Below are 26,456 nucleotides of genomic sequence, written 5' to 3' on the forward strand. Positions count from 1 at the left end.
TTAGAATGACATTTTGCGAAGAGATAAGAAAAGAAACGAACCTGTATTGGGAAGGGAGTTTTGATCATCCATTTGTAAAAGGGTTAGTTGAAGGGACATTACCAATTGAGAAATTTAAATTTTATATTATGCAGGATGCTTATTATTTAAAAAATTACACGAAAGTATTAGCTATTGCCGCTTCAAAAGCAACAACCAATGAAGATATCAACTATTTCCTAGAAACAGCTCGTCACATCAATGAAGCTGAACTTGAATTACATCGAACAGTTTTCCAAGAGCTTGGTGTTACAGAGCAAGAATTAGCAAATTTTGAACCAGCACCAGCCGCATACAATTATGTGAGTCATATGTACAATGCTGCTTATAATGGCGATGTTGCTGAAGCGTTTGCTGCCTTGTTCCCATGCCCTTGGCTGTATCAAGAAATTGGAGAAAAGTATAAAGATGCTAAACCGGGTGTCAAACTCTTCGAAGAATGGATTGCAATGTACAGTGACCCTGATTATAAAGAAAAAATTGAATTACAAAAATCGATGATGAATCGTTTTGCAGAAGAACAACCAGAAAAAGTAGCATTGTTGAAGTCGCATTTCAAAAAAAGTTGCTTTTATGAATGGAAGTTTTGGGAAATGCCATGGACTTTAGAAGATTGGAAAGGTGAAGTAGTAAATTATGAGTATATCTAAAATTCGAATGACAAGTCCTCTTGTTCATTGTATTACAAATTATGTAGTAGCAAACTTTACAGCGAATGGTTTGTTGGCAATTGGCGCTTCACCTGTAATGGCAGATGAAGTGTCAGAAGTTGAAGAAATGGTATCCAATGCATCTGCATTATTGCTTAATATCGGAACCATTAACAGTCGTACAAAGCAAGCAATGATACTTGCAGGGCGTAAAGCAAACGAGAGACAAATACCGGTTGTACTGGATCCTGTTGGCGTAGGTGCTACAGCTTTTCGAAAACAAACGGTTCAAGAATTACTAGAAGCAGTGAAATTTGCTTTAATCCGTTGTAATGTGGGGGAACTAGCAACCATTGCAGGTGTTAAATGGCAAGCGAAAGGTGTAGACAGTGGTGAAGGAGAGATCGATGTTGTACAAGTTGCACAACAAGTGGCTCGTCAATATCATTGTCTAGTCATTGTGACGGGTCCTGCAGATATCTTAACAAATGGCGAGCAAACTTATAGCATTGCAGGAGGTCACGAGTTAATGACACAAGTAACAGGAACAGGCTGCTTACTTAGTGCCATTTGTACTGCGGCATTAGCTGTTGTAGGCGATCCGTTAATTGTACTTCATGATGTTTTACAAGATTATAAGAATGTTGCAGAACGTGCATCCATTGCTGGCCCATTAGGTTCCTTCCAAGTAGAAGTAGTTAATGGATTGCACGATTTATCTAGAGGTGAACAATAATGGATATTGTAATGACAATAGCAGGTTCTGATAGTGGTGGAGGCGCAGGAATCCAAGCAGATTTAAAAACATTCCAAGAGTTAGGGGTTTTTGGTACATCAGCCATTACCGCATTAACTGCACAAAATACTCTGGGTGTAGAGGGGATTTTTCCTTCAACAGCAGAATTTGTACAACAACAAATTGAAGCAGTGTTGAGAGATTTGCCTGTTAAAGCAGCCAAAACAGGTATGCTTTTTTCGGCAGAAATCATTGAAACAGTTGCACAAAGTTTAAAAGATAAAGAGATCCAACTTGTTATCGATCCAGTCATGATTGCTAAAGGTGGTGCATCTCTCCTTCAATTAGAAGCTGTAAAAGCATTAAAGAGTTCCTTATTACCACTTGCTACGGTACTAACACCAAATATACCAGAGGCAGAAGTAATCAGTGGAATGACCATTAAAACGACCGCAGATATTGATAAAGCAGCCAATATTATATTGGATATGGGCGTTGCTTGCGTTGTCATGAAGGGTGGACATTTAGAAGGTGAAGAGGCGATTGATACCGTTTATTTCAAGAATGGTACATCATTTTCAATGCAAACCAAACGTATTCAAACGCAACAAACACATGGAACAGGCTGCACATTTTCATCTGCAATCACGGCCTTTTTAGGAAAGGGTTCCGACTTACGTGCAGCAATTATTGAAGCAAAGAAATATGTTCAATTAGCGATTCAAAATCCTTTAAATATCGGTCATGGTCATGGTCCAACTAATCACTTTGCATATAAAAAGCTAAATGGAAATTGCGAGGTGAGAATACTTGAACAGAACTGATTTAGCTGTTTACTTTATTATGGGGACTCCAAATTGTAAGCACGATCCACTAGTAGTTCTTGAGGCAGCGTTAAAAGCAGGTGTAACGATATTTCAACTACGTGAAAAAGGAGAGAATGCGTTAAGAGGGAAAGATTTAGAGCGTTTTGCCATAGCATGCCAAATGCTATGTAAAGAGTACAATGTTCCTTTTATCGTAAATGATGATGTCGAACTTGCTTTGAAAATCAACGCTGACGGTGTTCATGTGGGGCAAGATGATATAGCACTTGGAGAAATTCGCACAAGATTCGATGGAAAGATTGTTGGCGTCTCTGTGCATACAAAAGAAGAAATGGACAACGCAGTGGCAGGAGGAGCAGATTATGTTGGTATTGGACCAATATTTGAAACAAAATCAAAATCTGATGCGAAGAAACCAGCGGGCGTAACGTTTTTACATCAAGCAAGAACAATTTACCCCGAGTTCCCAATTGTCGCGATTGGTGGCATAAGCGAACAAAACGCTACAGAAGTAATTCAAGCTGGAGCAGATGGTGTAGCAGTTATTTCAGCAATTTGTGAAAGTTCAAATATACAAGCTACTATTCAAACATTTAAAGCATTATCATAAAACGAAAACCACCTTAAATACCAAGGTGGTTTTCGTTTTATATATGTTATTTTAAAACATTCATTAATGAGTAACTAATTCCGCATCTTCAAATTTTTTAACATATGAGTATTTACCAAATGCAGGCTTTTCAGTTAAAGTTTCAATCGGGATAATATCTTGTAATTCTATTGAAACATCCATGCCAAGTAAATCAGATAGTTCTTTTTGGATTGGACCACAATTGATAGTATTCAAATATTGCAAAATAAAAACAATCGATTCATGTTCATATCTAAGATTCCACATAAATGGAACAAGGCTAAGAGCGTACACTGCTTCTTGAATTTCGTACAGACTTATTACTCTATTATTTATAGTAATGGCATCATCTTGTCGACCATAGTGAACAACAATTGGATTGTCATCACCACAACTACACATTTTTGCTTCACGAATTTCTATTCGATCATTGTTATAATATCGAAGAAGAGGCATTCCTTCTCTACCAGAAGATATAACACAATTGCCGATTGTATTATTCCGTACTGGATGACCGTTATCATCCACAGCTTCTATTTTTACTTGAGGATGATTAAGGTGATAGTGCCCAGCTTGGCAAGTCACAAACAATCCTCCTGTTTCCGTACTACCAAATAATAAATAGACTGGAACACCCCATAGTTTTTCAATATATTTCTTTCTTGCTGGGGAAACTAATTCGCCTCCTAAAATGAGAGCTCTTAATCCTTGTACTGGGAATTGTTGTCCCATTTGTTTCCCGGTTTGATAGAGCTTTACCGCTTCTGTAGGACCTAAAGCTAGAATAGTAGGAGATGTTCTATTTATTATTTCTACTACTCTTTTAAGTGGTGTTGCTTGACTCCATTGATCAACACCTATATGACCTGCGTGTGCCTTTTCTGCTGCCCAGTACAAGATAAAGGCAGGTAAGGCAACGGCAAATGGAAAACGATTTAAAATTAGGTCATTTTCGTTCAGTTTGAGATCCGAACGTAGTAAAACATCCGCCTCTTGTTGTATATCGTTATAACTAAACCAACTTGGTGTTGGTGTACCCGTAGTGCCACTAGTTTCATGGTATGTTGCAATATCTTGTCGATTGGTGCCTAGCACGTCATATGTATCTACATTTCTAAGATCACTCTTAGTGGTAAAAGGAATGTTGGACCAGTCTTCTAAATTTACATTTACTAATTTTTGTTGATAAAATTTAGATTTCAACGCTTTCTCTATAAAGAATTTATTACTCATAATGAATCCTCCTAAGAACTTTGTTGATATGAATAAAATTTAGTATGAACTAATCGGCTTTTTCGAGAGTTGTAATATTCTCTTGAATGATTGAATGTAATTCTTCAATCATATTAACACCGCTATCCTGAACCTTTTTGGTGAATTCTACTGTCTTCGTAATTTCTTCTGAGCCAGCAGCTAATTCTTGAATTGCAGCAGAGACATCTGTAATTTGGTTAGATACCTCCATAATTTCATTTTGAATAATGCCAAAGGTCTGTTGTATATCATTGGCACTCTGTACTCCGTGTTTTACTGTTTCTCTCCCTTCTTCAATCAAATTCACAGACTTATCCACATTGTTTTGAATCGAAGAAACAATCTGTATAATTTGATTGGATGAATTTTGAACCTCTTCGGATAATTTTCTTACCTCATCAGCTACAATCGCAAAACCCCGGCCATGTTCACCTGCCCGTGCGGCTTCAATAGCAGCATTTAATGCTAATAGATTTGTCTGACTAGAGATATCTGTTATTGTATGAACGATTTTGCCAATATCAGTTGAGAATTTAGCTAAATCGGTAAGAACAGCTGAAAGATTTTCAACAGAAATATTAATAGCATCCATTTGTTTAAGCACAATATCCAGTGATTCGAAACCTTTTGTTGTTGCTTCATTGGTTAATTGTGAGGTGGTGGCCACTGCTTCTGTGCTCGTAGCAATTTGTTCCACGCTATCCGAAATGGCAATCATCAAACCAGTGCTTTTTTCAACATTTTTTACTTGAATAGTAGCCCCGTTTAAAATATTTTCTGATAGTTTATTTATTTTTTGATAATTATTTTTTACTTCAATTATTTCAATAGTTGCATTTTGTGAGCGCTTATTGTTTGTGTCGATTGTATTTTCTATGTCTGCTTTCGGTGGTAAATTAATGGATTTAATAACAGTTTCTTTTTCTTTTGGAATAGAACCTATTGTGAAGAAAAGAATCAAAAAAATTACAAGTGAAGAAATCATTGACAGTAAGCTAAGCAAATTTAAACCATAAGTTAGTGCATTAGCCAGTAAAAATCCATTAGGAATAATAAGAAGTAACAAACAAATAACATAGATATTCTTTTTTGAAGTCACGTATCAAAGCTCCTACCTTTCTCGATATATTGGTTAAATTGTATTATAATTCCTTATTCAATTATCTACCTTTTAGACTATTTTGTTTATAGGCAAAATCAACTGATTAGGAACAGAGAAATGTATAATAAAAAATATGTATAGGTATTTATATCTAAATAAAGTTTCTTTTATAAGAGGTAGTAATCGGTGTAAGGTTATAAATTAGCTGATGAAGGAAACTGAAAAAGTAAAAGGAGCTTGACTTTTATGATGAAAATCGTGTGACTATTTTAGTTGAATTGAGACTTCTTGAAAATACACTTGCTCTTTCTATATACGGAGTTAATGAAGTGAGGTTTATCCAAAGTCCTACGGGAAAAGCTAGAGCTGTAAATCCCGCAGGAAGGATGATACTAAGTCGAAGTGCTGTTGCACGATGTAGACTTCACCTTAGTGCTTATTGAGTTCATATTATAATCGCTTTCTATTGTCGCTAGAGTAATTGGTTATAGAATGAATTCCTCTAATAAACGTATCAATTAGTAAGGATAGACTTTGATCAGTATCTAAAGGCATTCCAAAGCCACCCGTTTGCTCAATTGACGTAAATCCATGCAAAATACTTCTAAATCCTCTAACCATGTGAATGGACATTTCCTTTTGTAAACCATAGGCTTCGAGAACTTGCATCACGAGTTCAACGATTAGTTGTTGTTGATGCTGTAGTTCTGGGTCTTCAGGATTTGGAAAGCGAGTTGTAGTATCATAAAGACCTGGGTGTGTTCTGACAAATTGAACATAAGCATAACTAAGATTACGTATTGCATCGTCTCCTGACTTTCCTATTGCAGCATGAAGCATGTATTGATAAAGCTCTTTTAGACCTTGAATAGCTAAAGCCTGTTTCAATTCTGAAAGACTATTTATATGATTATATAAAGAAGGTGGACGGATTTGTAATTCTTTAGCTAATGAACTCAGAGATAATTCATCCAATCCATTTTCATCTATGAGATTAATCGATTTTTGTAGAACTATATTAAAGTCTATCTTCTTACGAGTTGCCATATTATTTCACGTCCTATTGCATTTCTATTAATCGGGATGCCTCTTCGATGGCTTGCTTCATTATTTGTACTGGTTGCTCAATCATTTGCCCATGTCCAACTGCCAGTAAACTGGGATTTAGGTTCACTAGTTTCTTCGCACTGTCAACCGCAACTTGTTTATTCCATGTAGCAAATGCTGGAAATGGAAAGGCGGGTTTTAAAACACCAGAAACAGCTATTCCACCTCTAATTTGAAAAGCATCTCCAGCAATTAGATGACCATTTCGAGTATCCAACAATGCAATGGATCCAGGGGTATGACCCGGTGCTGTTATTACCTCTAAAGAACCGATAAGATCCCCATCTTTTAATAACCTATCTGGCTTTGTTTGAACTTTTTTGGGGATACCTCCCCGAATGGGAGTTGTGGGCTCGTTTTCCAGTAGAGTTGTATCACCTTTTAATAAACGAAAATCACGAGCAGAAATACTAACTTGGACGTTTGGTATTAAAGTCTTTAACGTATCCAAAGAACCAATATGATCATTATGAGCATGTGTCAAAATAATGTTTGCAATAGGTTTTCCAATTTGCTGTGCAGTTTTAATAATACTTTTTGCACTATAAGGAAGTGCTGCATCAATTAGTGTAAGCCGATCGGTCTCTTCAATAAGATAACAATTCACAGGAAAGAGTCGAGGCATAAAAGATAACTGAAATAACTGGTCATGTTGTGTAATTTTCATGATAGTCTCCTCTCAAAAAACTAATTTGATTCGCAAATAAACTAATGATATTAGTCTACGCTATTTCAATTAAAATGTATACATAAATAGAGAAATTTAACAATATTAATTAAACTAAAAGATATCTAAATGTTTAATGTAATACAGAAAGTATAACAAGAATCTTTAGCAGTATAATCAATTAATAAATAAATTGATTATGCTAGAAGATAAAATATTGGATAATTTGATTTGATAGTCACTATTTATATCGTCTATTTGTTGATTAAATGATTTTTTTAACAAATAAAATCAAAAAAGAATTGAAACTCCATAGATATTCTATCTGAAATTTCTAGAGTTACCCTAATTGAAAAGGATTTTAAAAAAACACTTTATCCAAAGTGTAAAACTGTTATATAATAGTTTTGTTCGAAAGATTCTGTATTTTCTATTTTTACAAAAATAGATCCATATAATTAGAATGTATCAATTGAGGGGAGATGAGGAAAATGAATGCGGTTTCGGTTGTTATTGGTTCGATTTGTATTTTAGTTATTGCTTACCGTCTTTATGGATATTTCTTTACCAATAAGGTGTTGAAAATTAATGAAACGAAACCTACTCCTGCACATGAATTGGAAGATGGAAAAGACTATGTTCCAACGAATAAGTGGGTAGCCTTCGGGCATCACTTTGCAGCAATTGCCGCTGCAGGTCCACTTGTTGGTCCTATTTTAGCTGCTCAGTTTGGATACTTACCGGGATTACTTTGGTTATTAATTGGTGCAGTAATTGGGGGAGCAGTTCATGATGCAGTGGTGTTATTTGCTTCAATGAAGAAAAAGGGAAAATCTTTATCAGAAGTAGCGAAAGAAGAACTTGGTCCTGTAGCAGGTTTTTGTACAGGCTTAGCGATGCTTTTTATTATTACCATTACGATGGCAGGTTTATCAATGGTTGTATTAAATGCACTTGTGCACAATCCTTGGGGAACTTTTGCTGTGGCAATTACAATTCCAATCGCTATGCTTGTGGGGATTGCATATAAAAAGACTGGAAATCTTATTGCTACTTCAACATTAGGATTTATTTTATTGATGGTTGGTGTATTTATCGGTCCTTATATGAAAGAAACAGCACTAGGGGAATTCTTAAATTTTGATATTAAAACTTTAGCAATTATTTTACCTGTTTATGCATTTTTCGCAGCAGCATTGCCAGTTTGGTTGTTATTAGCTCCACGAGATTACTTAAGTAGTTTTATGAAAATTGGTGTGTTTATCGCATTGATTATTGGTGTATTTTTTGTAAATCCCGTTATTCAGTTCCCAGCAGTTACTGATTTTATCCATGGTGGTGGCCCTGTTATTGCAGGTCCAGTTTGGCCATTTGTTTCTATTACAATTGCCTGTGGTGCAATTTCTGGGTTCCATGCGTTTGTTGGATCAGGTACAACTCCAAAAATGCTCAATAAATGGGAAGATATTCGAGCAGTTGGCTTCGGAGCAATGCTAGTTGAATGTTTAGTAGGGATTATGGCGTTAATTGCAGCAACTGCTCTAATGCCTGGTGACTACTTTGCGATTAACTCCACTCCAGAAGTATTTAAAACATTGGGTATGCAAACAGTTCATTTACCTGAGCTTTCGCAAGAAATTGGTATGGATCTAGAAGGACGTACAGGGGGAGCTGTTACATTAGCTGTCGGAATGAGTTATATTTTTGCGAAGATTCCATGGTTCTATGATATGGCATCATACTTCTATCAATTTGTTATTATGTTCGAAGCTGTATTCATTTTAACGGCAATTGATGCAGGTACACGTGTTGCTCGTTATTTAATCCAAGATTTCTTCGGGGATATGTATAAACCACTTAAACGAGTGGATTGGGTACCTGGCTCTATATTTGCCAGTGCACTCGCTTGTTTTATATGGGGGTATCTATTGTATTCTGGTGATATTAGCTCCATCTGGGTGCTCTTTGGGGTATCAAATCAGTTAATGGCATCTATTGGTTTGGTAATTGGTACAACTGTTGTCTTGAAAATAGCAGATAAACGTTGGTATGTACTAACTTGTCTTGTACCATTAGCATATCTTTATGTAACCGTAAACTATGCAGGTTATTGGATGATCAAAAATGTCTATTGGAATTCTGCATCTGCAGGTTACAAACCACTAAATGGTGTATTATCTGTAATCATGCTTGCACTTGGGCTAATTGTTGTCGTATTAGCAGCTAAAAAGTGGGTACAATTGTGGAAGAGCCCTAGATTTAAAAAGGTAACTAAATCACGAGCCAGAGCTGCATAAATAGCACCTCTCTAGTTAAATATGAATAAGGAAAGCGCTCTAACTAGTATATGTTAGAGCGCTTTTTTTGACTTACTTAAAAAGTTATAACTTAAAATAGATGCTAGATTTGTTGTTCATCTACTTGAGTTTTTGATAAATCTACTTCTAAACTAATTACGACGATACTATGATATATAGTAGTAAGTGTAATTTGTGATAGAGGAGGAGTTGTGATCTTAAAGAAATCTTCTGTTGGAATCATCCAATTTTTGTTGGCACTAGCGTTCATGTATTTTGGGTATATGAAATTAACCGCTAGCCCACTCCATGTAGAGAATTTTACTGAAGTATATGGGTATGGAAAGATCATTATGTATGGGGTAGGTGCTGTTGAAGTCACATCAGCTATCGGCTTATTAATCGGTTTTTGGAAGAAAGGTTTTGTTCCTATTTCTAGCGGTTCGTTAGCAGTTTTGATGGTTGGAGCGACCTCCACACATTTAATGGTCGGACAAGGTTTTGAAATCGCTATGAAGCCCTTTATATTCTTTGTATTAAACGTAGTTATTTTTTTAGTATCAACTAGTGAAAGTATAGAAGACTAATTTCGTCAGTAGAAAAAGAGAGAATCTAATTTTTTTAACCTAAATTGATGGTATTATCTATTTGACTAAAGGGCTATCTTGAAAATTTCTTTCTAAGGTGGCCTATTTAATTTCTGAATATTTAGCTATTAATGATTTATAGGTATACAATGATGATATAATCAGGAAAAATTCGGAAAGCGAGGAGAAAGTGTAATGGTTAATGAAAGATACCCGATTGGCCAGTTTGAAAGTGATGAGGTTATTTCAAAGGAACAGATAGCAGAATGGATAGAAGAAATTTATCTATTACCAGAACAATTAAGAGAAGTGGTAGTAGATTTAAATGAGGAAGATTTCAATCGTACATATCGACCAAATAGTTGGACAGTTCGTCAACTTGTGCATCATATTGCTGATAGTCATTTAAATGGTTATCTTCGCATAAAACTTGCATTAACGGAAGAAGAACCAACCATTAAACCGTATGAAGAGGCAGATTGGGCAAAGTTACCAGATTATAGCTTACCTATATCCATTTCTATGCAATTAATTCAATCGCTTCATGAGAGATGGGTTTATTTGCTTCAAAACTTAAATGATGAACAGCTGAAAAAATCTTTCTATCATCCTGTTTCAGGCGTAATGACTGTTGAAAAAAGCATTGGTATTTATGCATGGCATGGTAAACATCACTTAGCTCATATCAGAAATGCTCTACAAACGGGTCTTATCTAAAGGCGTGTCATTAAAATTGCATGTCTATTATCTCTTCGATATGATGGAAATGTAAAATTTATCTTTCTATAGGAGTGAAATGTATGTACCGCAAAGTAGAGGATTTTCTTGAAGATTGGACAGTTTCTTCATCGGGAACACTAAAAGTTTTGAAAGCTATTACAAATGATACATTTAATCAAGCGATTGTTGAAGGACATAATACACTTGGATGGTTGGCATGGCATCTTGTTAGTGTCGGTGCGGCATTTGGACATTTGGCTGAACTTCAAGTACCTGGACCAGGCCGTCATCAAGAAATGCCAACAGACATAGCGGAGATCGTTGATGCCTATGAACAACTTGCAGAAGCTTTTAAGAAAGAAGTCGCAAAACTAAATGATGCAGATTTAGTAGAAGAAGTTAATGGATTTGGTGGACCGACATTACGTGGTAAGCTTTTGCGCTCATTAATCGACCATCAAACACATCACCGTGGACAAATGACAGTATTATTACGTCAAGCTGGATTAGCTGTACCAGGTGTAATGGGACCAACAAGAGAAATGCAAAAACAATAGAAGTCAAATACTTAAGAATCTATTTTTCGGAATGGATTCTTTATTTTTGGCTCTGTGATATAGGATAGGTAGTACCCATAAGATACCCACTGTTGATGAAATAGGAGTCTCATCTAGTTGTAACTACACTACAATTCAACTTGGATTTATACGCGAAAATAATCGAGCTCGTTGGTTAACTAATGACGAAATATCAAATGGGGTAAAACGAGTGATGCAACATAGTAACTCTGGAAATTGGACAGTAGGAAGGGTACAACCTAAAGTAAAGCAGCCGTAAAAAATGACTTATAATAATTACGAAAAAGGCTCCGAAACTTTTGGTAGCCTCTTTCTTTTGCACAATGTTTTATGAGAAATCTTCTTTTTACACGAAAGGATTATAAGTAAATTGCCATGAAATTCCAAATCGATCTTGTACCCAAGTAAATAGTTCTGAGAAACCGTAATTGTTTAATTCCATCAAAGTCATACCATCGTCAGCAACTACTTTAGCATAGCGTTCAATTTCTTCTTTTGAGTCACATACGATAAAGAGGGAGAAAGAGGGGGTAAAATCAAAGTTATGCTTAATCGTACTATCGTTCATTAAAATACGATAGCCGTTAAGATCAAGCTCTGCCATTGCAACTTGAGTTGAATCAGGCATATACGCTACGTTAACGAGCGATAGATCATGAAACCATTCTTGATATTGTTCAATTGCTTCTTTTGCTTGCCCTTGGAACATTAGAAATGCTTTAGCATCTTTCATATGACATTCTCCTATTGTTTAAGAATTTTGCTTTTGTGCTTGGCGAAAAAGTTCTTTTGTTTTAAATCCTTGTCCCAAAATATCCTTCATTTCTTCTAGACGGTTCATTTGTGTTTTTTCTCTTTTTGCACTGTATACATAGCGTGCCCAATCTTTTTGGTAGCCTGGGGTAAGTGATTCATAAAAAGAAAGCAACTTTGCGTCTGGTGCTAAAGCTTCTTTTAATTGTGGAATCATTTGAATATAATCATCTACACATTGACTTTTGGCTGTGTTTTTCTTTCCTTTTTGTTTGCCATCAACTTTTATAGAAAGAATAGAAAACGTTTCATCTAATGAAGATAAACTGGCAAATTTATAGTCGCTACCAGAGATATATTTTTGATCATCAACAGTAATAGCAGGGAAAATCGCATCACGATGGATAAATGTATCATACGTTTTGTTCCCCTTTTTAGGATAGACAAAGAATAGATAGCCTTGCTCAGTAATTAAATGATTTTCGATGCACTTTTGTAAATAGGCTGTTAATTCATCAATAGAAAACACAAATGCAATTACGCGATCATAGGGTTTAGTGGTAGCAGTGTAACGCCTTCTAATGAGAAAGTGTCGGGTGCGTTATGAATATGGACTTTTGTACTTTCGCTTATTTTAAATTTTGAATTCATGATAGACCTCCTTGGAAGATATTATGCCATAAGTATTTGTAATTTCCTTGTCATTTCGTTTTAATTTTCCTGTAATTCATTTCTTTTACGATTCGATATAATAAAAGTGGGAAGAGTAAGAATAGATAGAAAAAAGAGGTGTAGCAAATGAAATATTCTAAACAAATTTTAAGTTGTATGTTAGCGATGGTCTTATTGAGTGCGTGTTCTGAAAATACCACGAAAAATGTTGAAAACAATACGGATCATTCAATAGAAAAACAAGAGCAAACAGATCAGAAAAAAGTCGAGGAAACAACGAACGGGGAAAGTACCAATACGGAATCTGACCAAACAAAAGATAGCCAAACTGCTGTAGATGATCAAACAACAAATTTGGATGATAAAGATCAAAAAGTAAACAATCAAGCAGATGTAATTGCTTCTATAAAGAAAGAACTAAATACAAAGTTACCTGTGTTGCTACCAAGTCAACTTCCGATAAAAGAAGGAAATTATTTAACTGCGACAACTAAAATAGAGAAAAACAAATACACAATTGTTTTTTACGAGACTAAGAAGAGAACGCCAATAAATGATACTTCTTTAAAAAAGAATAGCTTAGAAAAATTGATACTTGCAAAGTACAGTGTGGTGAAATACAACAGCTTAGAAAAGGCTAATGAGGTAATTGGTTTTGAGGATTTTAGTAAAGTCGGCGGTCAAAAGATGAATCTAGGTCATAATATTATAGGTTATCAAGATGCAGGAGCGGGAGCATTATGGACCAGCTGGAACGAAGGTCGTTGGGCACTTGCTACGCATACAAGAACAACTAAACCAGAACTAGGGCTTGCGTTGGCAAAACAAGCAGTAGATTTTTTAGAAAAGAATACATTACCGATACCAAAACCTAATGGTTCCATTCGTTTAGATGCTATTAAATCAACGGAAAATAATGTGAAATGGCAACATAATAATATTGTGTATTCAATTGAAAAAGTGAAAAATCCACTTGATGCTTTGAAAATTGCAACATCAATGAAGTAAGATTCTTGCTAGTCACATTTAAGATGAAACGGGGTTTCCTAAGGGCCCTGTTTTTTTATGAATTAATTCATAAACGAATCTATTTCAAAATGTGGTTTATTGTGAAGCGGAAGATGTAGAGATTTATCCACAAAATTCAGCTCTCAATCCATGGAAGATAATGCTTTATCCACGAATCTCAATATAACTTTATGTGTTCAAAAAAGAACCCCGTCAAAATAACATAGCATACTGACTTATCAATTTTTTATATGTTATAATTTTCCGAAAATTTAAAGTAGGTGGTTACTATGAAGGAGCAAGAGTTAAAAACACATCCAAAGAATTAGAGGATAAACTCTTATCTGATGAAGTAAGAACGTATTCACAAGAGATAAGAAAGTATTTATCTGAAGATTTTTTTGAGTTTGGTAGTTCCGGAAATATTTGGTGTAGAGAAGATTGCCTTGACGAAAAGGGAATTGGCATTATGGATGCCTCAGTTTCCAACTTTACTTTGCACCTTTTAGCTGACGATGTTGCCTTGGCGACTTATCAACTTGAAAATAGAACTCGTGGTAACCACACTTTACGTAGTTCAATTTGGAAGCAAGTTGATAGTCAGTGGAAGATGTTTTTCCATCAAGGAACGATTGTTCCTGAGTAGACTTGATTTACACAAAGGAGGATCCATTTGATTATTAGACTGTTAGAAGAATCCGATACTATAGCATATAGAGGGTTAAGGCTAGAAGCATTGCAAGATAGTCCAGATGCTTTTGCTACTACATATGAAGATGAGATAAAAAAGTCATTGGAAGATTATCGAGATAGATTAAGCCGAAAAGATTTTTGTACTTTTGATGACGGTCAACTAGTTGGTGTTGTTTCTCTTATTAGAGAGCAGGCACGTAAATTACGCCACCGATCATCAATTGTTGCTATGTATGTAACACCAGAGGGCCGTAGAAAAAGAGTTGGAAAAAACTTAATGCAATCAGCTATCCAGTATGCAAAGCAAATTGAAGGCATTGAACAAATTTATCTTTCTGTTGTCACAACAAATACTGCTGCAATCAAACTTTATCATTCTTTAGGTTTTGAAATATTTGGAACAGAAAAAAGAGCATTGAAATCCAGTGATTCAACCTATTGGGATGAATATCATATGGTTCTGTATCTATAATAGGGCCTGATTATGAAATTTATAGAATACGGAATCGGAAATACTTGGCTTATTAGAACGGAAACAGAGCTAGAAGATGGGACCGAGTACGAAAATAAAAGTATTGTAGGTACAATTTATTTTTAGTCTGCTTATATAATGGTTTGGATAAAAAATACAGCCATTATTTTTGACTTAAAAGAAGGATTTTATTTTTGGTATTGTGAGTCTTTGATTCATCTACCTTTGAAAGGAACCGAACAGATGACAATCATTTATTTTGTTCGTCATGCACATTCGCTTTATACGCCAGATGAAATGGGAAGACCTCTTTCAGAACAAGGCTTATGTGATGCGGATAAGCTAACAAAGTTATTATCTACTGAAGCGATAGACATTGTTATTTCAAGCCCTTATAAACGCGCGATTCAAACGGTCGAAGGCGTAGCTAATAGAATAGGCAAAGATGTACATATCCACTCTGATTTTCGTGAACGTTTACTCTCAAAAGAACCGGTAGAAAATTTTAAAGAGGCCATTACTAAAGTATGGACTGATCCATCGTTTTCGTTTTCAGGAGGAGAATCCAATATTGAGGCGCAAAAACGTGGCGTAGAAGCTACACTTAAAGTAATAGCACAATACGAAGGGAAAAGAATCGTAATCGGTACACATGGTAATTTAATGGTCCTCATTATGCAATACTTTGATGAACGTTACAATCTATCCTTTTGGGAGAAGCTGGCAATGCCAGACGTTTATAAACTGGAATTTAAACGAAATAAATTAATATTAGTAGAAAGATTATGGGGTGAATCATAGAAAAGTTGCGTATCTCTTTCTACTATTTAAAAACTTAATCTATGTCTTTTCCTACTGATTTTTGTTATAAATAAAGTGTATTGGGGGAATTACTTTGAGTAAATATCAAACATTATTATTTGACGTAGATGATACATTACTAGATTTTTCAGCAGCAGAAGATGAAGCATTGCATCGTCTATTTGCAGAAAATGGTTTAGATTTAACAGACGAAGTAGAAAAACATTATCGAGAGATTAACGGAGCACTATGGTCTGCATTTGAAAGAGGAGAAATTTCTCGAGAAGAGATTGTAAATACACGCTTTGAGTTACTTTTTAAGGAGTATGGCAAGCAAGTAGATGGCAAGCAATTAGGTGAGCGTTATCAACACTTTTTAGCGGAAAATCATGACTTTATCGATGGTGCATATAATTTAATCCAAGGTTTAGCCAATCAATATGATCTTTATATTGTGACAAATGGTGTGACGGCAACACAGTATAAACGTTTAAAAGATTCAGGTTTATATCCGTTCTTCAAGGAAGTTTTTGTTTCCGAGGATACAGGTTATCAAAAGCCAATGAAGGAATACTTTGACTATGTATTTGAGCATATCTCAACATTTGATCAGAATTCCACTTTAATTATTGGCGATTCACTTTCATCGGATATACAGGGTGGTTTAAATGCTGGAATTGATACTTGTTGGTTTAATCCACAGCATAAAGTCAATAAAACCTCCGTACAACCAAAGTACGAAATTGCGCGTTTGGAAGACTTACAGGCTATTCTTAAAGATCAGCCAATGGTTTCAAAGTAAGTTAAAAAACTGCATCATCTTTGCCTATATAGCAAAGGTGGTGCAGTTTCTTTTTAGAAAATCATTTAAATAGTATTTGAAATTTTTATTTATAAACTAACACAGGAATGTGTCTGTTAGATGGTTTTAATGACTTTGACATTTAAAAGGTAGAATCTTAAAATGAATTATTGCGAAATTTTTGAAAAAAGAAGGTTTAAGGATGTCAGAGGAATTAAAGGTAAAGAGAGCCACTAGAAATCTCTATACGTTTTTGGTAAGTAAAATGTTAACTTCTTTAGGTTTTGGGGTTTTTAATTTTGGCATTAGTTTATATATATTATCTGTTACGGGATCCGCATTGAGCTTTGCTACCAATATTCTATTTAATGTATTACCAAGAGCTTTAGCTGCCCCCTTAGCTGGATATGTGGCAGACCGTTTTCCGAAAAAGCGCATCGTTGTTGCAAGTATGGCTGGGATTACTCTATCGGTAGCAGTCTTGATCATCTATACAATCATGTTTGGTATTTCTGTTCCGGCTATTTATACAATTACAGTTATTTTCTCTACGATTGGTGCATTTAATGGTGTTGCCTTTTCAAGTTCACTTCCTAACTTGGTTGGCAAACAACGTTTGCAAAAAGCCATGTCATTTAACCAAGTCTCTTATTCTATTGGTTCAATTGGTGGTCCAGCTATTGGAGGGATGATGTTCGGATTTGTTTCGATGAAAGTGTTTCTAATTTCCATGATGGTTGCATATTTCATCGCACTTTGTTTAGAGGCTACAATGGATTTTTCTTTATATGAAACAAAGATTGAAAAAAAGAGAGAATCCGTGCTAAAAAGTATGAAAGAGGGACTAAGATATTTAAATAAGAAGCCACTTGTCAAAACACTATTGTTGACTACTTTATGGATGAATTTCTTCTTCTCAGCAGTCAGTGTAGGATTAGTTTTTGTGTTAGTCCAAAAAATAGGCATACCTTCTACACAAGTTGGATTTATCGAGGGTTCTGGAGCAATTGGAATGCTAGTTGCCTCTCTCTATTTATCATCGAGAAGTGATCTAAGATCGCCATTACATTTTGCTAAGAATTCCGCATTTACAATGTGTATCGTTGTTGCATCTATTACACTTCCATTATTTTTAGCAGTGAATAGTACATACACGTTTATCTTTTATATGTTCTTAATGATAATGTTCTCTGCTTTAGGTGTGTTTGCCAATACCCCAACAGGTGTAGTTATCCAAAATGCAATTGATGATGAGTATCGAGGACGTGTATTTGGTATAATCGAAACTTTATCTGTTGGTATGGGACCAATTGGATCGGTTATCTTCGGTGCGTTATTTGATGTAGTGGATGCAAAAGTAATTTTCCTATGTACGAGTTTACTCTTGATAGTATGTATTGCTTGGTTAATGAGAACATCTAAAATTGGTCGGCATGGTGATGAATGGACGAATTAATAAAAAGTAATTCCCATATGGAAAGCACATATGAACATAAAAATTTGGAAATAAGTTAAATTTATTTGCTTCTATGTATTTACTTTTTGGAAAAATGAGAGTAGTATAACCTCACAAATTAAGTTTCATATTTCTAAATCGCTGAAGTGTAATTTCACGGGGGAACCAATTTTTGGGTTGTATAATTTACATCCTTGGGGTGAATCCTTTTATGGTAGGGCTACTCATGGCCCGAATCCGACAGCTAACCTCGTAAGCGTTATAGGAGAAGAAAAATGGAGCTTGCTAGGCAAACCAATATGTCTACAAGTCATTTTTATCATGGCTTGTAGATTTTTTCTTTTCTTTCAGCTAGAAGTAGGAAACACATTTTTTTCGGAGAAGGTGTTTATAATTGAAGTTTTCGTTAAAACGAATGTTAATAGGTAGACCTTTAAAATCTACAGAATTAGGGGAACAAAAGCTCAATAAAACGAAAGCTCTAGCAATATTATCATCTGATGCTTTGTCTTCAGTAGCATATGGACCTGAGCAAATTTTAATCGTCTTAATGACTTTAGGGGCTGCAGCTTTTTGGTATTCGCTCCCAATTGCAGTTTTTGTTATCATCCTTTTAGTAGCTTTAATCCTTTCTTATAGACAAGTCATTTTCGCTTATCCGCATGGTGGTGGCGCTTATGTTGTTTCAAGGGAAAATTTAGGGGTCAATGCAGGTCTTGTTTCAGGTGCTTCACTGTTAGTTGATTATATTTTAACGGTGGCAGTTAGTGTTTCTGCAGGTACAGATGCAATTACATCGGCATTTCCTGGACTACATGCATATAGTGTAGAGATGTCAGTTCTATTTGTACTGATCTTAACCGTTATCAATTTACGTGGAATAACTGAATCTGCATCTGTTTTAGCTTATCCAGTGTATCTTTTTGCGGCATCTTTACTAATCTTAATTGTTGTTGGGGTCTATAGAATTGTTACCGGTCAAGTTTCTCCAGACCTTCATGCTTCAATTGGTACACCAGTTGCAGGAATTAGTTTATTTATTTTGTTAAAAGCTTTTGCTTCTGGGAGTTCTGCATTAACTGGGGTAGAAGCGATTTCTAATGCAATTCCTAATTTTAGAGATCCAGCACCAAACAATGCCTCAAAAACATTGATGGCAATGGGATTACTATTGGCAATTCTTTTTTCAGGAATCGTTTTTCTTGCATATTATTTAGGAATTAGCCCAAGTCCAACAGAAACTGTTGTATCACAAATTGCAAAAGAAAACTTCGGGCGTACTATTTTTTACTTTGTTATTCAGGGAATGACAGCACTTATTTTAGTGCTTGCTGCTAATACGGGGTATTCTGCATTTCCATTACTTGCAGTAAATCTTTCGAAGGATAGATATATTCCTAGAATGTTCCAAGTCCGAGGTGATCGTTTAGGCTATTCAAATGGGATCATTTTTTTAGGTGTATTTGCTGTTATTCTTATCATAATAACACAAGGTTCGACAGAAAAATTAATTCCTTTGTATGCTGTTGGTGTATTTATCCCATTTACACTAGCTCAAACAGGTATGATGGTGAAATGGTGGAAAGAAAGACCAAAGGGTTGGATCGTTAAGTTTTCTATTAATACAGTAGGAGCATTTATATCTTTTGTTGTAGCCATGATTTTCTTTATCACAAAATTTGACCATGTGTGGCCAGTTATTATCTTTTTACCAACTTTAATTTTCGTGTTTCATCGTATTAATCATCACTATAAACTGGTTGGTGAGCAATTACGAGTTGATAAATTGAATAATGTACTTCCTTCTATCGATGGCAATGTTGTGTTAGTCCCTGTTGGAGGAATTAGCAAGGTAGTGGAACATTCGCTAAGTTATGCGAAGTTATTAAATCCAGAACATCTAATCGCAATCTATGTAGGATTCGATAAAGAAGATTTACGTACATTTGAAGAGAAATGGACTCGTAGATTTCCAGATGTAAAGCTGTTAACGTTGTATTCACCATATCGTAGCTTAGTTTCACCACTTACGAAAGTGGTCGATAAAATTGAATACAAAGCAAAACAAGAAAATCGCCAAGTATCAATTGTTATTCCTCAATTTATACCGAAAAAAGGTTGGCATAATATCTTGCATAACCAATCAAGTTTGCTAATTAGAACAACACTTTTATACAGAAAAGATGTAGTCGTTATTACAGTGCCATTCCATTTATCAAAATAAGTAAATTTTTGTAAATTTACAAGGAGTGTTTTTGGAGGAATTGGGTATAGTAACTGTAAGTAAATAAGCGACATTAAAACACGGCTTACCTTGAATGTTATAAATGGAAAAGGTGCTTATCCATGTTGGGGAGGCAGAAACCAATGAGATTTTTCGTGTTTTATCTAGGGTTAGTACTGTTCATAGTGGGGCTTGCATATCCACTAGGCATAGGGGAAGCGAATATTTTTAAGTATATTTTATACATTGGCATTATTACATTTGGTATTGGTATTTTATTACTACCTGGTAAGACAAATTAAAAATAAGTATAAGTGTTGCATTTAAGAAAAAGTTGTTGGATGGTGAGTATATGTTCGCACGATTCGAAGAGATAGAAGGCTTTATTGTAAAGGGGTTCGCTGTAAAAAGTGGTGGTCGAGCAGACATTCCAGCTCAATGGGATATTCTTGAACAAGAACTAGAAAAGCTAAATCTTCGACCTAAAATTACGTATGGTGTTTGTGTATCCATGGGTGATGAAGGCTTGCATTATGTAGCCGGTTTAGCTTCTAATACAGTCAAAGGTATTCATGCCCCAGATCAAGTATTAGTCTCAGCAGGCCGTTATCTTGTAGGAGTCGTAGAGCATGGAATTGAAGACATTCCAGCAAGTTTTGAAGCATTATTAAATGTTAAAGGAATTAACTTTAGGCATGCACCATGCTTTGAAAAATATCACTTTTATGATGAAGCAGAAATTCACGGGATTGAACTTTGGGTACCAATTGCTTAAGTTAATATTTGTAAAAGCTACAGATCATACATCTGTAGCTTTTATTTTTTAATAAATTTCTTTTAAAGGATAAACATGGTAGTCTATATTTAAAGGATATTTTTGGAGATTCTAGGGGGTGCAAAGTTGAACAATAAGAGTAAGATGATCGTTAATCCATTTGAAAAGGTGATGAACTTTAGAGATATGGGTGGCTATCAAACAGAGGATGGAAGACGTGTTAAGAAGGGTATTTTATATCGTTCGGGTGATTTGTCCAAAATGACAGAAAATGATAAAGCTGTATTTGAGAAGCTTGGTATTCGGACCATTTTCGATTATCGAGATCATGGAGAAGCCAAAGCAAAACCAGATCCTGAATTCTCTAATGTGGTGAATATTCGCATTCCAGCTAAAGGGAATGTGGGATTTGAAATGCCAACAGTGACTTTAAAAGATATAAATAATCGAGAATTGCTAAAAAATATTAACGCAGATATTTTCAATAAAATGTACAGCCAAATGGCTTTCAATAATCCATCTTATAAAAAGTTAATGGAGATTATTCAAGAACCAGATCAATTAGGGTTACTTCATCATTGTGCTGCTGGAAAGGATCGTACAGGTGTCGGAGGAGCATTAATATTACTGACATTAGGAATTTCGCGTGCTACCATACTAGTGGATTATTTATTGACCAATGATTATATGAAGCCGATGAGAGATGCAATGATTCCAATTTTGTCTCAACATTTAAACGAACAAGAAATGCAACAGTTCGGGGATATTATGAGTGCTAAGGAAAGCTATCTACAAGCAGTCTTTAACGCAATCGATCAAAATTACGGGGATACTGATCGTTTTTTAGAAGCTGAATTTGGGTTAGATTTCTCAAAACGCCAACGATTACAGCGATATTATTTAGAATAATAGAATAGGATGCCTCATTTGCTTAGAATGTTTAATGAGACATCCTTTTTATAATTCGAGAGATGTGTTTATCACTCACACCAGAAGAAAGTTTCTCTTTATTATTTTCCACTTTTTATTGCTTTTTACTTATAAATTGTATATCGTTTTTTGTATCTATAGGTGAATTATTATTCGACTTTGTTATCTCTATGTGGTAAATGGCAATAAAAAAATAAGCAATAAAGGGGACATTAAATGGAAAATAAAAAAAGTAAACAAAAGTGGATTGTAGCTGGACTGTTGCTGACAATTCTCATGTCATCTATGGACAATACAATCGTAGCTACAGCAATGGGGACTATTGTAGGTGACTTAGGTGGATTAGATAAGTTTATTTGGGTAACATCTGCTTATATGGTAGCAGAGATGGCTGGAATGCCTATTTTCGGGAAACTCTCAGATATGTTTGGAAGAAAACGCTTCTTTATCATGGGGATTACTTTATTTATGGTGGGATCCATTTTATGTGGTACAGCTCAAAGCATTGAACAGTTAAGTATATATCGCGCCATTCAAGGAATTGGTGGGGGTGCTTTGATTCCGATTACATTTACCATTATGTTTGATATTTTCCCTCCGGAAAAAAGAGGGAAGATGGGAGGACTTTTTGGAGCGGTTTTCGGGTTATCTAGTGTATTTGGGCCCTTACTTGGAGCATATATAACAGATTATATTAGTTGGCATTGGATTTTTTATATCAATCTTCCACTTGGAATCTTATCTCTCGTTCTTATTTCCTTAAACTATACTGAATCACTTCAACATCAGAAACAGAAAATTGACTGGCTTGGTGCTATTACACTTGTAGGAGCAGTTGTATGTCTGATGTTCGCTCTTGAACTAGGAGGCAATACATATGCTTGGGATTCAGTAAATATTATTAGTCTATTTTCGGGTTTTTTTGTCTTATTTATTGTATTTATATTTGCTGAAAGAAGGGCAGCAGAACCTGTCATTTCGTTTTCAATGTTTAAAGATCGAATATTTGCTGCAAGTACGATTTTAGGTCTTCTATACGGAGTAGCTTTTATAGTTGGTTCTGTGTATATACCGATTTTTATACAGGGAGTAACAGGGGGAACTGCAACTAACTCAGGATTAATCTTACTTCCTATGATGTTAGGGGTTGTAGTGTCTGCACAAACAGGAGCTATCAGTGCAGCGAAATTTGGTTATCGAAATGTGATGATAGTTTTCGCTCTTATTTTTGTTACAGGGATATACTTATTAAGTACTGTAACTGCTGACACAACGAGAGCGACAATTACTTGGTATATGATTATCGTTGGTCTAGGTACAGGGGCTTCTTTTTCTGTATTGAATATGGCAGCCATTCACAATATAGGACCGGAACGACGTGGATCTGCGAATTCAACCGTGTCATTTGTCCGTCAATTAGGAATGACAGTCGGAATTACTGTTTACGGTATTATTCAGCGAAATGTTTTTTCTGACAAACTGAAAGAGGCATTCCATGGGGCTGATAATATGTTTAGTGGAGCAAATAGTGATCCACGAGCTTTGCTTTCTGAGCAAGCTCGAGCAAGTATGCCTGAACAGGTGCTTACTAAGATTATTCATGCACTTGCCAATTCCATCGGATACACGTTTTCATGGGCGATGATTCCAGCTATCTTGGTAGTCATCTTTGTTTTCTTATTGACTAACGATCGTTTGGTAGGAAGTCAAGGAGCCAATGGTAAAAAAGAAATCACAGGTTCTGTAGAGTTAGAACCAAATAGCAAAATAAAAGGATAGTAAAGAAATCCATTATCCCTTTGAATAGTCTATTTATAAGAGGCGTGATTCATAAGTTTCTATTTAACTTGGAGTTACGTTTCTTTTTTTGAATCGAATAGATTATGAAGTCAGAATGCTTAATGAATAGTGTGGAAAGTGAGGAATCTATAAAATTGAATGTAGTAGCAATGGTAAAGATGACGTTAGCGATGGCTATCTTCGGATCAATTGGTTTTTTTACAGTAAATACAGGAATTCCTGCAGAAGAGCTTGTGTTTGTTCGTTGTATTTGTGCAACACTTATTTTAGGTGGTATGTGGCTTTTTTCAGGTAACTATAAGAAAGAACAATGGTCACGAATTGAAGTAGTACGGACAATTATTTGTGGTGTATTTTTAGTTCTGAACTGGGTATTTTTGTTTAAAGCATTTGATGAAATGTCGATCTCGGTTGCTATTTCAATTTATAATTTAGCGCCCATTTTTGTCATGATTTTAGGTAGTTTTATTTTAAAAGAGAAAATGACAGTAACTGCAGTTATATCAGTAATCGTATGCTTTTTAGGTAGTGTTTTAATTATTGGATTAGAGCAATTTTCTTCTCTCTCGGCACTATTTAACTCTGGTTTTGTATGGGCTATGCTTTCGGCTATTTGCTATGCACTTACAATGTTTGTGGGAAAGGGAATTACACATTTAAGTGCCTATGCATTAACTTTTGTACAGACAATTGTTGGAATTGTTATGTTATTTCCACTTATGAATTTTGGTGTTTTTCATGGTTTAACAGGTTGGAATTGGTTTTATATAATAGGAACTGGAATCATACATACAGGATTTGTCTATTATCTGTTCTTTGATAGTCTACGTCATTTACCAACGATTGTTGTTTCAGCATTGGTGTTTGTTGATCCGGTTGTTGCCATTTTGCTTGATATATTAATTTTAGATTTCAGACCAACGATCATACAAGCACTCGGTATTGTACTAATATTCGGCGGTATCATTTATACGTTAGTGAAACCTAGTAAACAAATTACAGAATAAAAAAGGGCACTCAAAAATGCTTGAGTGCTCTTTATTTATTCTATTGAAGGAAGTTTCAACTTATGCGAATGTTTTAACCATTAATACATGCTCAATACCAGCGTCAAGGAAAATATCTGACTGCACTTCGTAGCCTAGTTTCTCGTAAAAGCCTTGTGCTTGTAATTGACCATCTAATTTTACTTTAGATGCGCCAAGTTCTTTCGCTTTGTTTTCCAATGCTTGGATAATGATTCGACCAATTCCATGTGAACGATATTCTTCTAGGACGGCTACACGTTGTAGTTTACCAACTCCATCCACTAATCGAACACGACCAGTACCGACTGCTTTGTCTTCATCAGTTGTCACAAGGAAGTGATAACATTCCCCGCCAAGATGATCATATGAATCAATTTCTTCTTCTTTAGGAACCTGTTGTTCCTCTACAAAAACTTTCATACGGATATCGAATTCTCTTTGTAAATCTTCTTTTGTTGTAATTTCAAATACTTTCACAAATATCTTCCTCTCTCATTTAGTTTATATACATGTGGCTGATACTAGACTTATAGAAAATTTAGATGACTTTTTTGCATATTATATATGAAAAAAATAAGAAAGTAGAGTTATAAATAGAAAATAGTACTTATTTAGTTTAGGGTTTAAGGGGATTTTCATGAAATTAATTTCAATCCAACAGCGGAGACTAAGATCATGGTGATAAATAATATCCGTTTCCAATTTTTTGATTCACCAAAGAAGATCATGCCGATTAAAGCTCCGCCTGAAGCACCTAGACCCGTCCAAACAGCATATGCTGTACTCATTGGAACTGAATTCATCGCATATGACAATAATGCTAAACTTAAAGCAAAGCTAACAATTAACCACACGATCATCGAGAATTTCTTTTCATTTTGCCAGCGATTCATCATCGTAACTCCAAATACCTCACATAATCCAGCCGTAATAATTGCAAGCCATGCCATTATGCATCACCCTCCTTTGCATCATGCGAGGTGACGGTTTTTAACCCAATAACCCCCGCTAATAATATTGCTAATAGTAAAACTTTCGCGATACTTAGTGATTCATCGAAAAAGAGTACGCCGGCCATAACTGTGCCTGCAGTGCCTAAACCCGTAAAAACGGTATACACAGTTCCTACTGGTAGAAAGCGTCCTGCGAGTAATAAGAGATAGAAGGTAAAGACAACCGCAAAAGCAGTGCCTCCCCAAGCCCAAATGCTGTGTGAGTGCTTTAATCCAATAACCCATATGACTTCAAATAAAACAGCAAGTAACACAATAGACCAATGCTTATTCATGAACATCATCCTTTCTACATAGAAAAAGCCCGAAAGACCACTGATTAAATCAGTCATCTCCCAGGCTTTTATCCTTCCGTGGCATAGCAACAATGCTATGTGATTTCTCTCGGACCAGACCAACTAATTGCGGAACCCTAGAAATCATTGTCACTATTTAATTGTCTTTATCATAACAAATGAACTAATGCGTTTCAATCACTTTATTGTATCCTTTGTTACCAAATGGTTGAAGCTGTTCAATCCACTTTTGCTCAAGTTTTTCCAATTCTTTTTTCTCGTCAAAGTAGCCTTCTTTAGGTTTCTTTAACATTTCAACCGTATCAATGCTGAAAGTATCTGCACCAAATTGATTCCATTCTTTTTGTAATAATTTATTTGTAAAAGTATTCGTTTTTAACATGAATTTTAGGCCGTTTAACCGTTTTAAATTATTAAAACTACCAATATAGATTTTACCATTTTCATTATTAGTAATTTTAAATACGCCTGATTGAATAGGGAGCTCTTTATATTGTGCTTTTAATTCTTTTTTATAATCCATAGTATAAAACCTACC

31 protein-coding genes and 2 riboswitches are annotated in these 26,456 nt (G+C 35.2%); of the genes, 21 read left to right on the plus strand and 10 right to left on the minus strand.

Annotated features, from left to right (window positions below; genetic code table 11):
- The first annotated feature begins 5 nt into the window (after positions 1-5).
- Genes tenA through thiE form a run of 4 tightly spaced genes read left to right on the plus strand, consistent with a single transcriptional unit; the run spans position 6 to position 2,862 of the window.
- Positions 6-689, plus strand: a complete 684-nt coding sequence (gene tenA, locus CEF14_RS15225) for a thiaminase II (protein ID WP_102693609.1) — start codon at positions 6-8, stop codon at positions 687-689.
- A complete protein-coding gene (thiM, locus tag CEF14_RS15230; RefSeq protein WP_102693610.1) occupies positions 676-1,425 on the plus strand; it encodes a hydroxyethylthiazole kinase in 750 nt (249 codons plus the stop codon). Before tenA ends, thiM begins: the two co-directional genes overlap by 14 nt.
- Entirely contained in the window at positions 1,425-2,249 is an 825-nt protein-coding gene (thiD, locus tag CEF14_RS15235; RefSeq protein ID WP_102693611.1) for a bifunctional hydroxymethylpyrimidine kinase/phosphomethylpyrimidine kinase, read from the plus strand. The genes thiM and thiD overlap by 1 nt, the downstream gene beginning before the upstream one ends.
- Positions 2,236-2,862 (plus strand): thiamine phosphate synthase, encoded by a 627-nt coding sequence (thiE, locus tag CEF14_RS15240; RefSeq protein WP_102693612.1) that lies wholly within the window; start codon positions 2,236-2,238, stop codon positions 2,860-2,862. The genes thiD and thiE overlap by 14 nt, the downstream gene beginning before the upstream one ends.
- Before the next feature lie 63 nt (positions 2,863-2,925).
- On the opposite strand, the gene CEF14_RS15245 is transcribed toward thiE, so the two are convergent.
- From CEF14_RS15245 to CEF14_RS15265, 4 genes are all read right to left on the minus strand, one after another.
- A complete protein-coding gene (locus CEF14_RS15245) occupies positions 2,926-4,116 on the minus strand; it encodes a phenylacetate--CoA ligase family protein (RefSeq protein ID WP_102693613.1) in 1,191 nt (396 codons plus the stop codon).
- A 49-nt stretch (positions 4,117-4,165) separates the two neighbouring features.
- Positions 4,166-5,236, minus strand: a complete 1,071-nt coding sequence (locus CEF14_RS15250) for a methyl-accepting chemotaxis protein (protein WP_102693614.1) — start codon at positions 5,234-5,236, stop codon at positions 4,166-4,168.
- 453 nt (positions 5,237-5,689) lie between these two features.
- Positions 5,690-6,286, minus strand: coding sequence for a TetR/AcrR family transcriptional regulator (locus CEF14_RS15260; protein WP_102693616.1), 597 nt, complete (start codon positions 6,284-6,286; stop codon positions 5,690-5,692).
- 13 nt (positions 6,287-6,299) lie between these two features.
- Positions 6,300-7,013, minus strand: a complete 714-nt coding sequence (locus tag CEF14_RS15265) for an MBL fold metallo-hydrolase (RefSeq protein WP_102693617.1) — start codon at positions 7,011-7,013, stop codon at positions 6,300-6,302.
- 491 nt (positions 7,014-7,504) lie between these two features.
- Here CEF14_RS15265 and cstA point away from each other — a divergent pair, with 491 nt between their 5' ends.
- From cstA to CEF14_RS15285, 4 genes are all read left to right on the plus strand, one after another.
- Complete coding sequence (cstA, locus tag CEF14_RS15270; RefSeq protein ID WP_102693618.1) at positions 7,505-9,310, plus strand: carbon starvation protein CstA; 1,806 nt, start codon at positions 7,505-7,507, stop codon at positions 9,308-9,310.
- Positions 9,311-9,522: 212 nt separating this feature from the next.
- A complete protein-coding gene (locus CEF14_RS15275; protein ID WP_102693619.1) occupies positions 9,523-9,897 on the plus strand; it encodes a DoxX family protein in 375 nt (124 codons plus the stop codon).
- 195 nt (positions 9,898-10,092) lie between these two features.
- Positions 10,093-10,614: a YfiT family bacillithiol transferase gene (locus CEF14_RS15280; protein ID WP_102693620.1), complete on the plus strand. Its 522-nt coding sequence runs from the start codon at positions 10,093-10,095 to the stop codon at positions 10,612-10,614.
- An 83-nt stretch (positions 10,615-10,697) separates the two neighbouring features.
- A complete protein-coding gene (locus CEF14_RS15285) occupies positions 10,698-11,174 on the plus strand; it encodes a DinB family protein (protein WP_102693621.1) in 477 nt (158 codons plus the stop codon).
- Positions 11,175-11,541: 367 nt separating this feature from the next.
- On the opposite strand, the gene CEF14_RS15290 is transcribed toward CEF14_RS15285, so the two are convergent.
- Positions 11,542-11,928 carry a VOC family protein gene (locus tag CEF14_RS15290; RefSeq protein WP_102693622.1) on the minus strand — a complete coding sequence of 129 codons (387 nt, stop codon included), beginning with the start codon at positions 11,926-11,928 and terminating at the stop codon, positions 11,542-11,544.
- 18 nt (positions 11,929-11,946) lie between these two features.
- Positions 11,947-12,477, minus strand: coding sequence for a YdeI/OmpD-associated family protein (locus CEF14_RS15295; RefSeq protein WP_102693623.1), 531 nt, complete (start codon positions 12,475-12,477; stop codon positions 11,947-11,949).
- 269 nt (positions 12,478-12,746) lie between these two features.
- Between CEF14_RS15295 and CEF14_RS15300 the strand changes: the two genes are divergently transcribed.
- The 13 genes from CEF14_RS15300 (at position 12,747) to CEF14_RS15360 (ending at position 24,588) form a co-directional block, all read left to right on the plus strand.
- Entirely contained in the window at positions 12,747-13,628 is an 882-nt protein-coding gene (locus CEF14_RS15300) for a hypothetical protein (RefSeq protein ID WP_102693624.1), read from the plus strand.
- Between the two features lie 259 nt (positions 13,629-13,887).
- Complete coding sequence (locus tag CEF14_RS15305; protein ID WP_102693625.1) at positions 13,888-14,274, plus strand: nuclear transport factor 2 family protein; 387 nt, start codon at positions 13,888-13,890, stop codon at positions 14,272-14,274.
- Positions 14,275-14,301: 27 nt separating this feature from the next.
- Complete coding sequence (locus tag CEF14_RS15310) at positions 14,302-14,793, plus strand: GNAT family N-acetyltransferase (RefSeq protein WP_102693626.1); 492 nt, start codon at positions 14,302-14,304, stop codon at positions 14,791-14,793.
- Between the two features lie 12 nt (positions 14,794-14,805).
- A complete protein-coding gene (locus CEF14_RS19440) occupies positions 14,806-14,919 on the plus strand; it encodes a DUF3977 family protein (protein ID WP_322788393.1) in 114 nt (37 codons plus the stop codon).
- Between the two features lie 117 nt (positions 14,920-15,036).
- Positions 15,037-15,594 (plus strand): histidine phosphatase family protein, encoded by a 558-nt coding sequence (locus CEF14_RS15320; RefSeq protein ID WP_102694430.1) that lies wholly within the window; start codon positions 15,037-15,039, stop codon positions 15,592-15,594.
- A 94-nt stretch (positions 15,595-15,688) separates the two neighbouring features.
- Positions 15,689-16,396, plus strand: a complete 708-nt coding sequence (locus CEF14_RS15325) for a YjjG family noncanonical pyrimidine nucleotidase (protein ID WP_102693627.1) — start codon at positions 15,689-15,691, stop codon at positions 16,394-16,396.
- Positions 16,397-16,598: 202 nt separating this feature from the next.
- Positions 16,599-17,852 (plus strand): MFS transporter, encoded by a 1,254-nt coding sequence (locus CEF14_RS15330; RefSeq protein ID WP_102693628.1) that lies wholly within the window; start codon positions 16,599-16,601, stop codon positions 17,850-17,852.
- A 129-nt stretch (positions 17,853-17,981) separates the two neighbouring features.
- Positions 17,982-18,127, plus strand: a riboswitch (cyclic di-AMP (ydaO/yuaA leader).
- Between the two features lie 119 nt (positions 18,128-18,246).
- Positions 18,247-20,076, plus strand: a complete 1,830-nt coding sequence (locus CEF14_RS15340; RefSeq protein WP_102693630.1) for an APC family permease — start codon at positions 18,247-18,249, stop codon at positions 20,074-20,076.
- Positions 20,077-20,219: 143 nt separating this feature from the next.
- Positions 20,220-20,378: a hypothetical protein gene (locus CEF14_RS19090; protein WP_170061528.1), complete on the plus strand. Its 159-nt coding sequence runs from the start codon at positions 20,220-20,222 to the stop codon at positions 20,376-20,378.
- A 50-nt stretch (positions 20,379-20,428) separates the two neighbouring features.
- A complete protein-coding gene (locus tag CEF14_RS15345) occupies positions 20,429-20,851 on the plus strand; it encodes a GyrI-like domain-containing protein (protein ID WP_102693631.1) in 423 nt (140 codons plus the stop codon).
- Positions 20,852-20,977: 126 nt separating this feature from the next.
- Entirely contained in the window at positions 20,978-21,760 is a 783-nt protein-coding gene (locus CEF14_RS15350; protein WP_245890181.1) for a tyrosine-protein phosphatase, read from the plus strand.
- 237 nt (positions 21,761-21,997) lie between these two features.
- Positions 21,998-23,560: an MDR family MFS transporter gene (locus CEF14_RS15355; protein WP_102693632.1), complete on the plus strand. Its 1,563-nt coding sequence runs from the start codon at positions 21,998-22,000 to the stop codon at positions 23,558-23,560.
- Between the two features lie 155 nt (positions 23,561-23,715).
- A complete protein-coding gene (locus tag CEF14_RS15360) occupies positions 23,716-24,588 on the plus strand; it encodes a DMT family transporter (RefSeq protein ID WP_102694432.1) in 873 nt (290 codons plus the stop codon).
- Between the two features lie 60 nt (positions 24,589-24,648).
- Here CEF14_RS15360 and CEF14_RS15365 read toward each other — a convergent pair whose 3' ends face one another.
- The 4 genes from CEF14_RS15365 to CEF14_RS15380 all read right to left on the minus strand — a co-directional run bounded on the left by CEF14_RS15365 (position 24,649) and on the right by CEF14_RS15380 (position 26,441).
- Positions 24,649-25,086 (minus strand): GNAT family N-acetyltransferase, encoded by a 438-nt coding sequence (locus CEF14_RS15365; protein WP_245890183.1) that lies wholly within the window; start codon positions 25,084-25,086, stop codon positions 24,649-24,651.
- Between the two features lie 158 nt (positions 25,087-25,244).
- Positions 25,245-25,559 carry a DMT family transporter gene (locus tag CEF14_RS15370; protein WP_102693633.1) on the minus strand — a complete coding sequence of 105 codons (315 nt, stop codon included), beginning with the start codon at positions 25,557-25,559 and terminating at the stop codon, positions 25,245-25,247.
- Positions 25,559-25,897 carry a DMT family transporter gene (locus CEF14_RS15375; protein ID WP_102693634.1) on the minus strand — a complete coding sequence of 113 codons (339 nt, stop codon included), beginning with the start codon at positions 25,895-25,897 and terminating at the stop codon, positions 25,559-25,561. Before CEF14_RS15375 ends, CEF14_RS15370 begins: the two co-directional genes overlap by 1 nt.
- A gap of 55 nt (positions 25,898-25,952) precedes the next feature.
- Positions 25,953-26,049: riboswitch (guanidine-I (ykkC/yxkD leader) on the minus strand.
- A gap of 32 nt (positions 26,050-26,081) precedes the next feature.
- Positions 26,082-26,441, minus strand: coding sequence for a GIY-YIG nuclease family protein (locus CEF14_RS15380; RefSeq protein ID WP_102694434.1), 360 nt, complete (start codon positions 26,439-26,441; stop codon positions 26,082-26,084).
- Positions 26,442-26,456 lie beyond the last annotated feature (15 nt).

Source organism: Rummeliibacillus pycnus, assembly GCF_002884495.1.
GTDB classification, from domain to species: domain Bacteria; phylum Bacillota; class Bacilli; order Bacillales_A; family Planococcaceae; genus Rummeliibacillus; species Rummeliibacillus pycnus.

Bases quoted from the DNA above. Each gene is read 5' to 3' on its own strand.
- tenA (WP_102693609.1), top strand. From the start codon at position 6: ATGACATTTTGCGAAGAGATAAGAAAAGAAACGAACCTGTATTGGGAA.
- thiM (WP_102693610.1), top strand. From the start codon at position 676: ATGAGTATATCTAAAATTCGAATGACAAGTCCTCTTGTTCATTGTATT.
- thiD (WP_102693611.1), top strand. From the start codon at position 1,425: ATGGATATTGTAATGACAATAGCAGGTTCTGATAGTGGTGGAGGCGCA.
- CEF14_RS15245 (WP_102693613.1), bottom strand. From the start codon at position 4,116: ATGAGTAATAAATTCTTTATAGAGAAAGCGTTGAAATCTAAATTTTAT.
- CEF14_RS15260 (WP_102693616.1), bottom strand. From the start codon at position 6,286: ATGGCAACTCGTAAGAAGATAGACTTTAATATAGTTCTACAAAAATCG.
- CEF14_RS15265 (WP_102693617.1), bottom strand. From the start codon at position 7,013: ATGAAAATTACACAACATGACCAGTTATTTCAGTTATCTTTTATGCCT.
- cstA (WP_102693618.1), top strand. From the start codon at position 7,505: ATGAATGCGGTTTCGGTTGTTATTGGTTCGATTTGTATTTTAGTTATT.
- CEF14_RS15280 (WP_102693620.1), top strand. From the start codon at position 10,093: ATGGTTAATGAAAGATACCCGATTGGCCAGTTTGAAAGTGATGAGGTT.
- CEF14_RS15285 (WP_102693621.1), top strand. From the start codon at position 10,698: ATGTACCGCAAAGTAGAGGATTTTCTTGAAGATTGGACAGTTTCTTCA.
- CEF14_RS15290 (WP_102693622.1), bottom strand. From the start codon at position 11,928: ATGAAAGATGCTAAAGCATTTCTAATGTTCCAAGGGCAAGCAAAAGAA.
- CEF14_RS15300 (WP_102693624.1), top strand. From the start codon at position 12,747: ATGAAATATTCTAAACAAATTTTAAGTTGTATGTTAGCGATGGTCTTA.
- CEF14_RS19440 (WP_322788393.1), top strand. From the start codon at position 14,806: ATGAAATTTATAGAATACGGAATCGGAAATACTTGGCTTATTAGAACG.
- CEF14_RS15320 (WP_102694430.1), top strand. From the start codon at position 15,037: ATGACAATCATTTATTTTGTTCGTCATGCACATTCGCTTTATACGCCA.
- CEF14_RS15330 (WP_102693628.1), top strand. From the start codon at position 16,599: ATGTCAGAGGAATTAAAGGTAAAGAGAGCCACTAGAAATCTCTATACG.
- CEF14_RS19090 (WP_170061528.1), top strand. From the start codon at position 20,220: ATGAGATTTTTCGTGTTTTATCTAGGGTTAGTACTGTTCATAGTGGGG.
- CEF14_RS15345 (WP_102693631.1), top strand. From the start codon at position 20,429: ATGTTCGCACGATTCGAAGAGATAGAAGGCTTTATTGTAAAGGGGTTC.
- CEF14_RS15355 (WP_102693632.1), top strand. From the start codon at position 21,998: ATGGAAAATAAAAAAAGTAAACAAAAGTGGATTGTAGCTGGACTGTTG.
- CEF14_RS15370 (WP_102693633.1), bottom strand. From the start codon at position 25,559: ATGGCATGGCTTGCAATTATTACGGCTGGATTATGTGAGGTATTTGGA.
- CEF14_RS15375 (WP_102693634.1), bottom strand. From the start codon at position 25,897: ATGAATAAGCATTGGTCTATTGTGTTACTTGCTGTTTTATTTGAAGTC.
- CEF14_RS15380 (WP_102694434.1), bottom strand. From the start codon at position 26,441: ATGGATTATAAAAAAGAATTAAAAGCACAATATAAAGAGCTCCCTATT.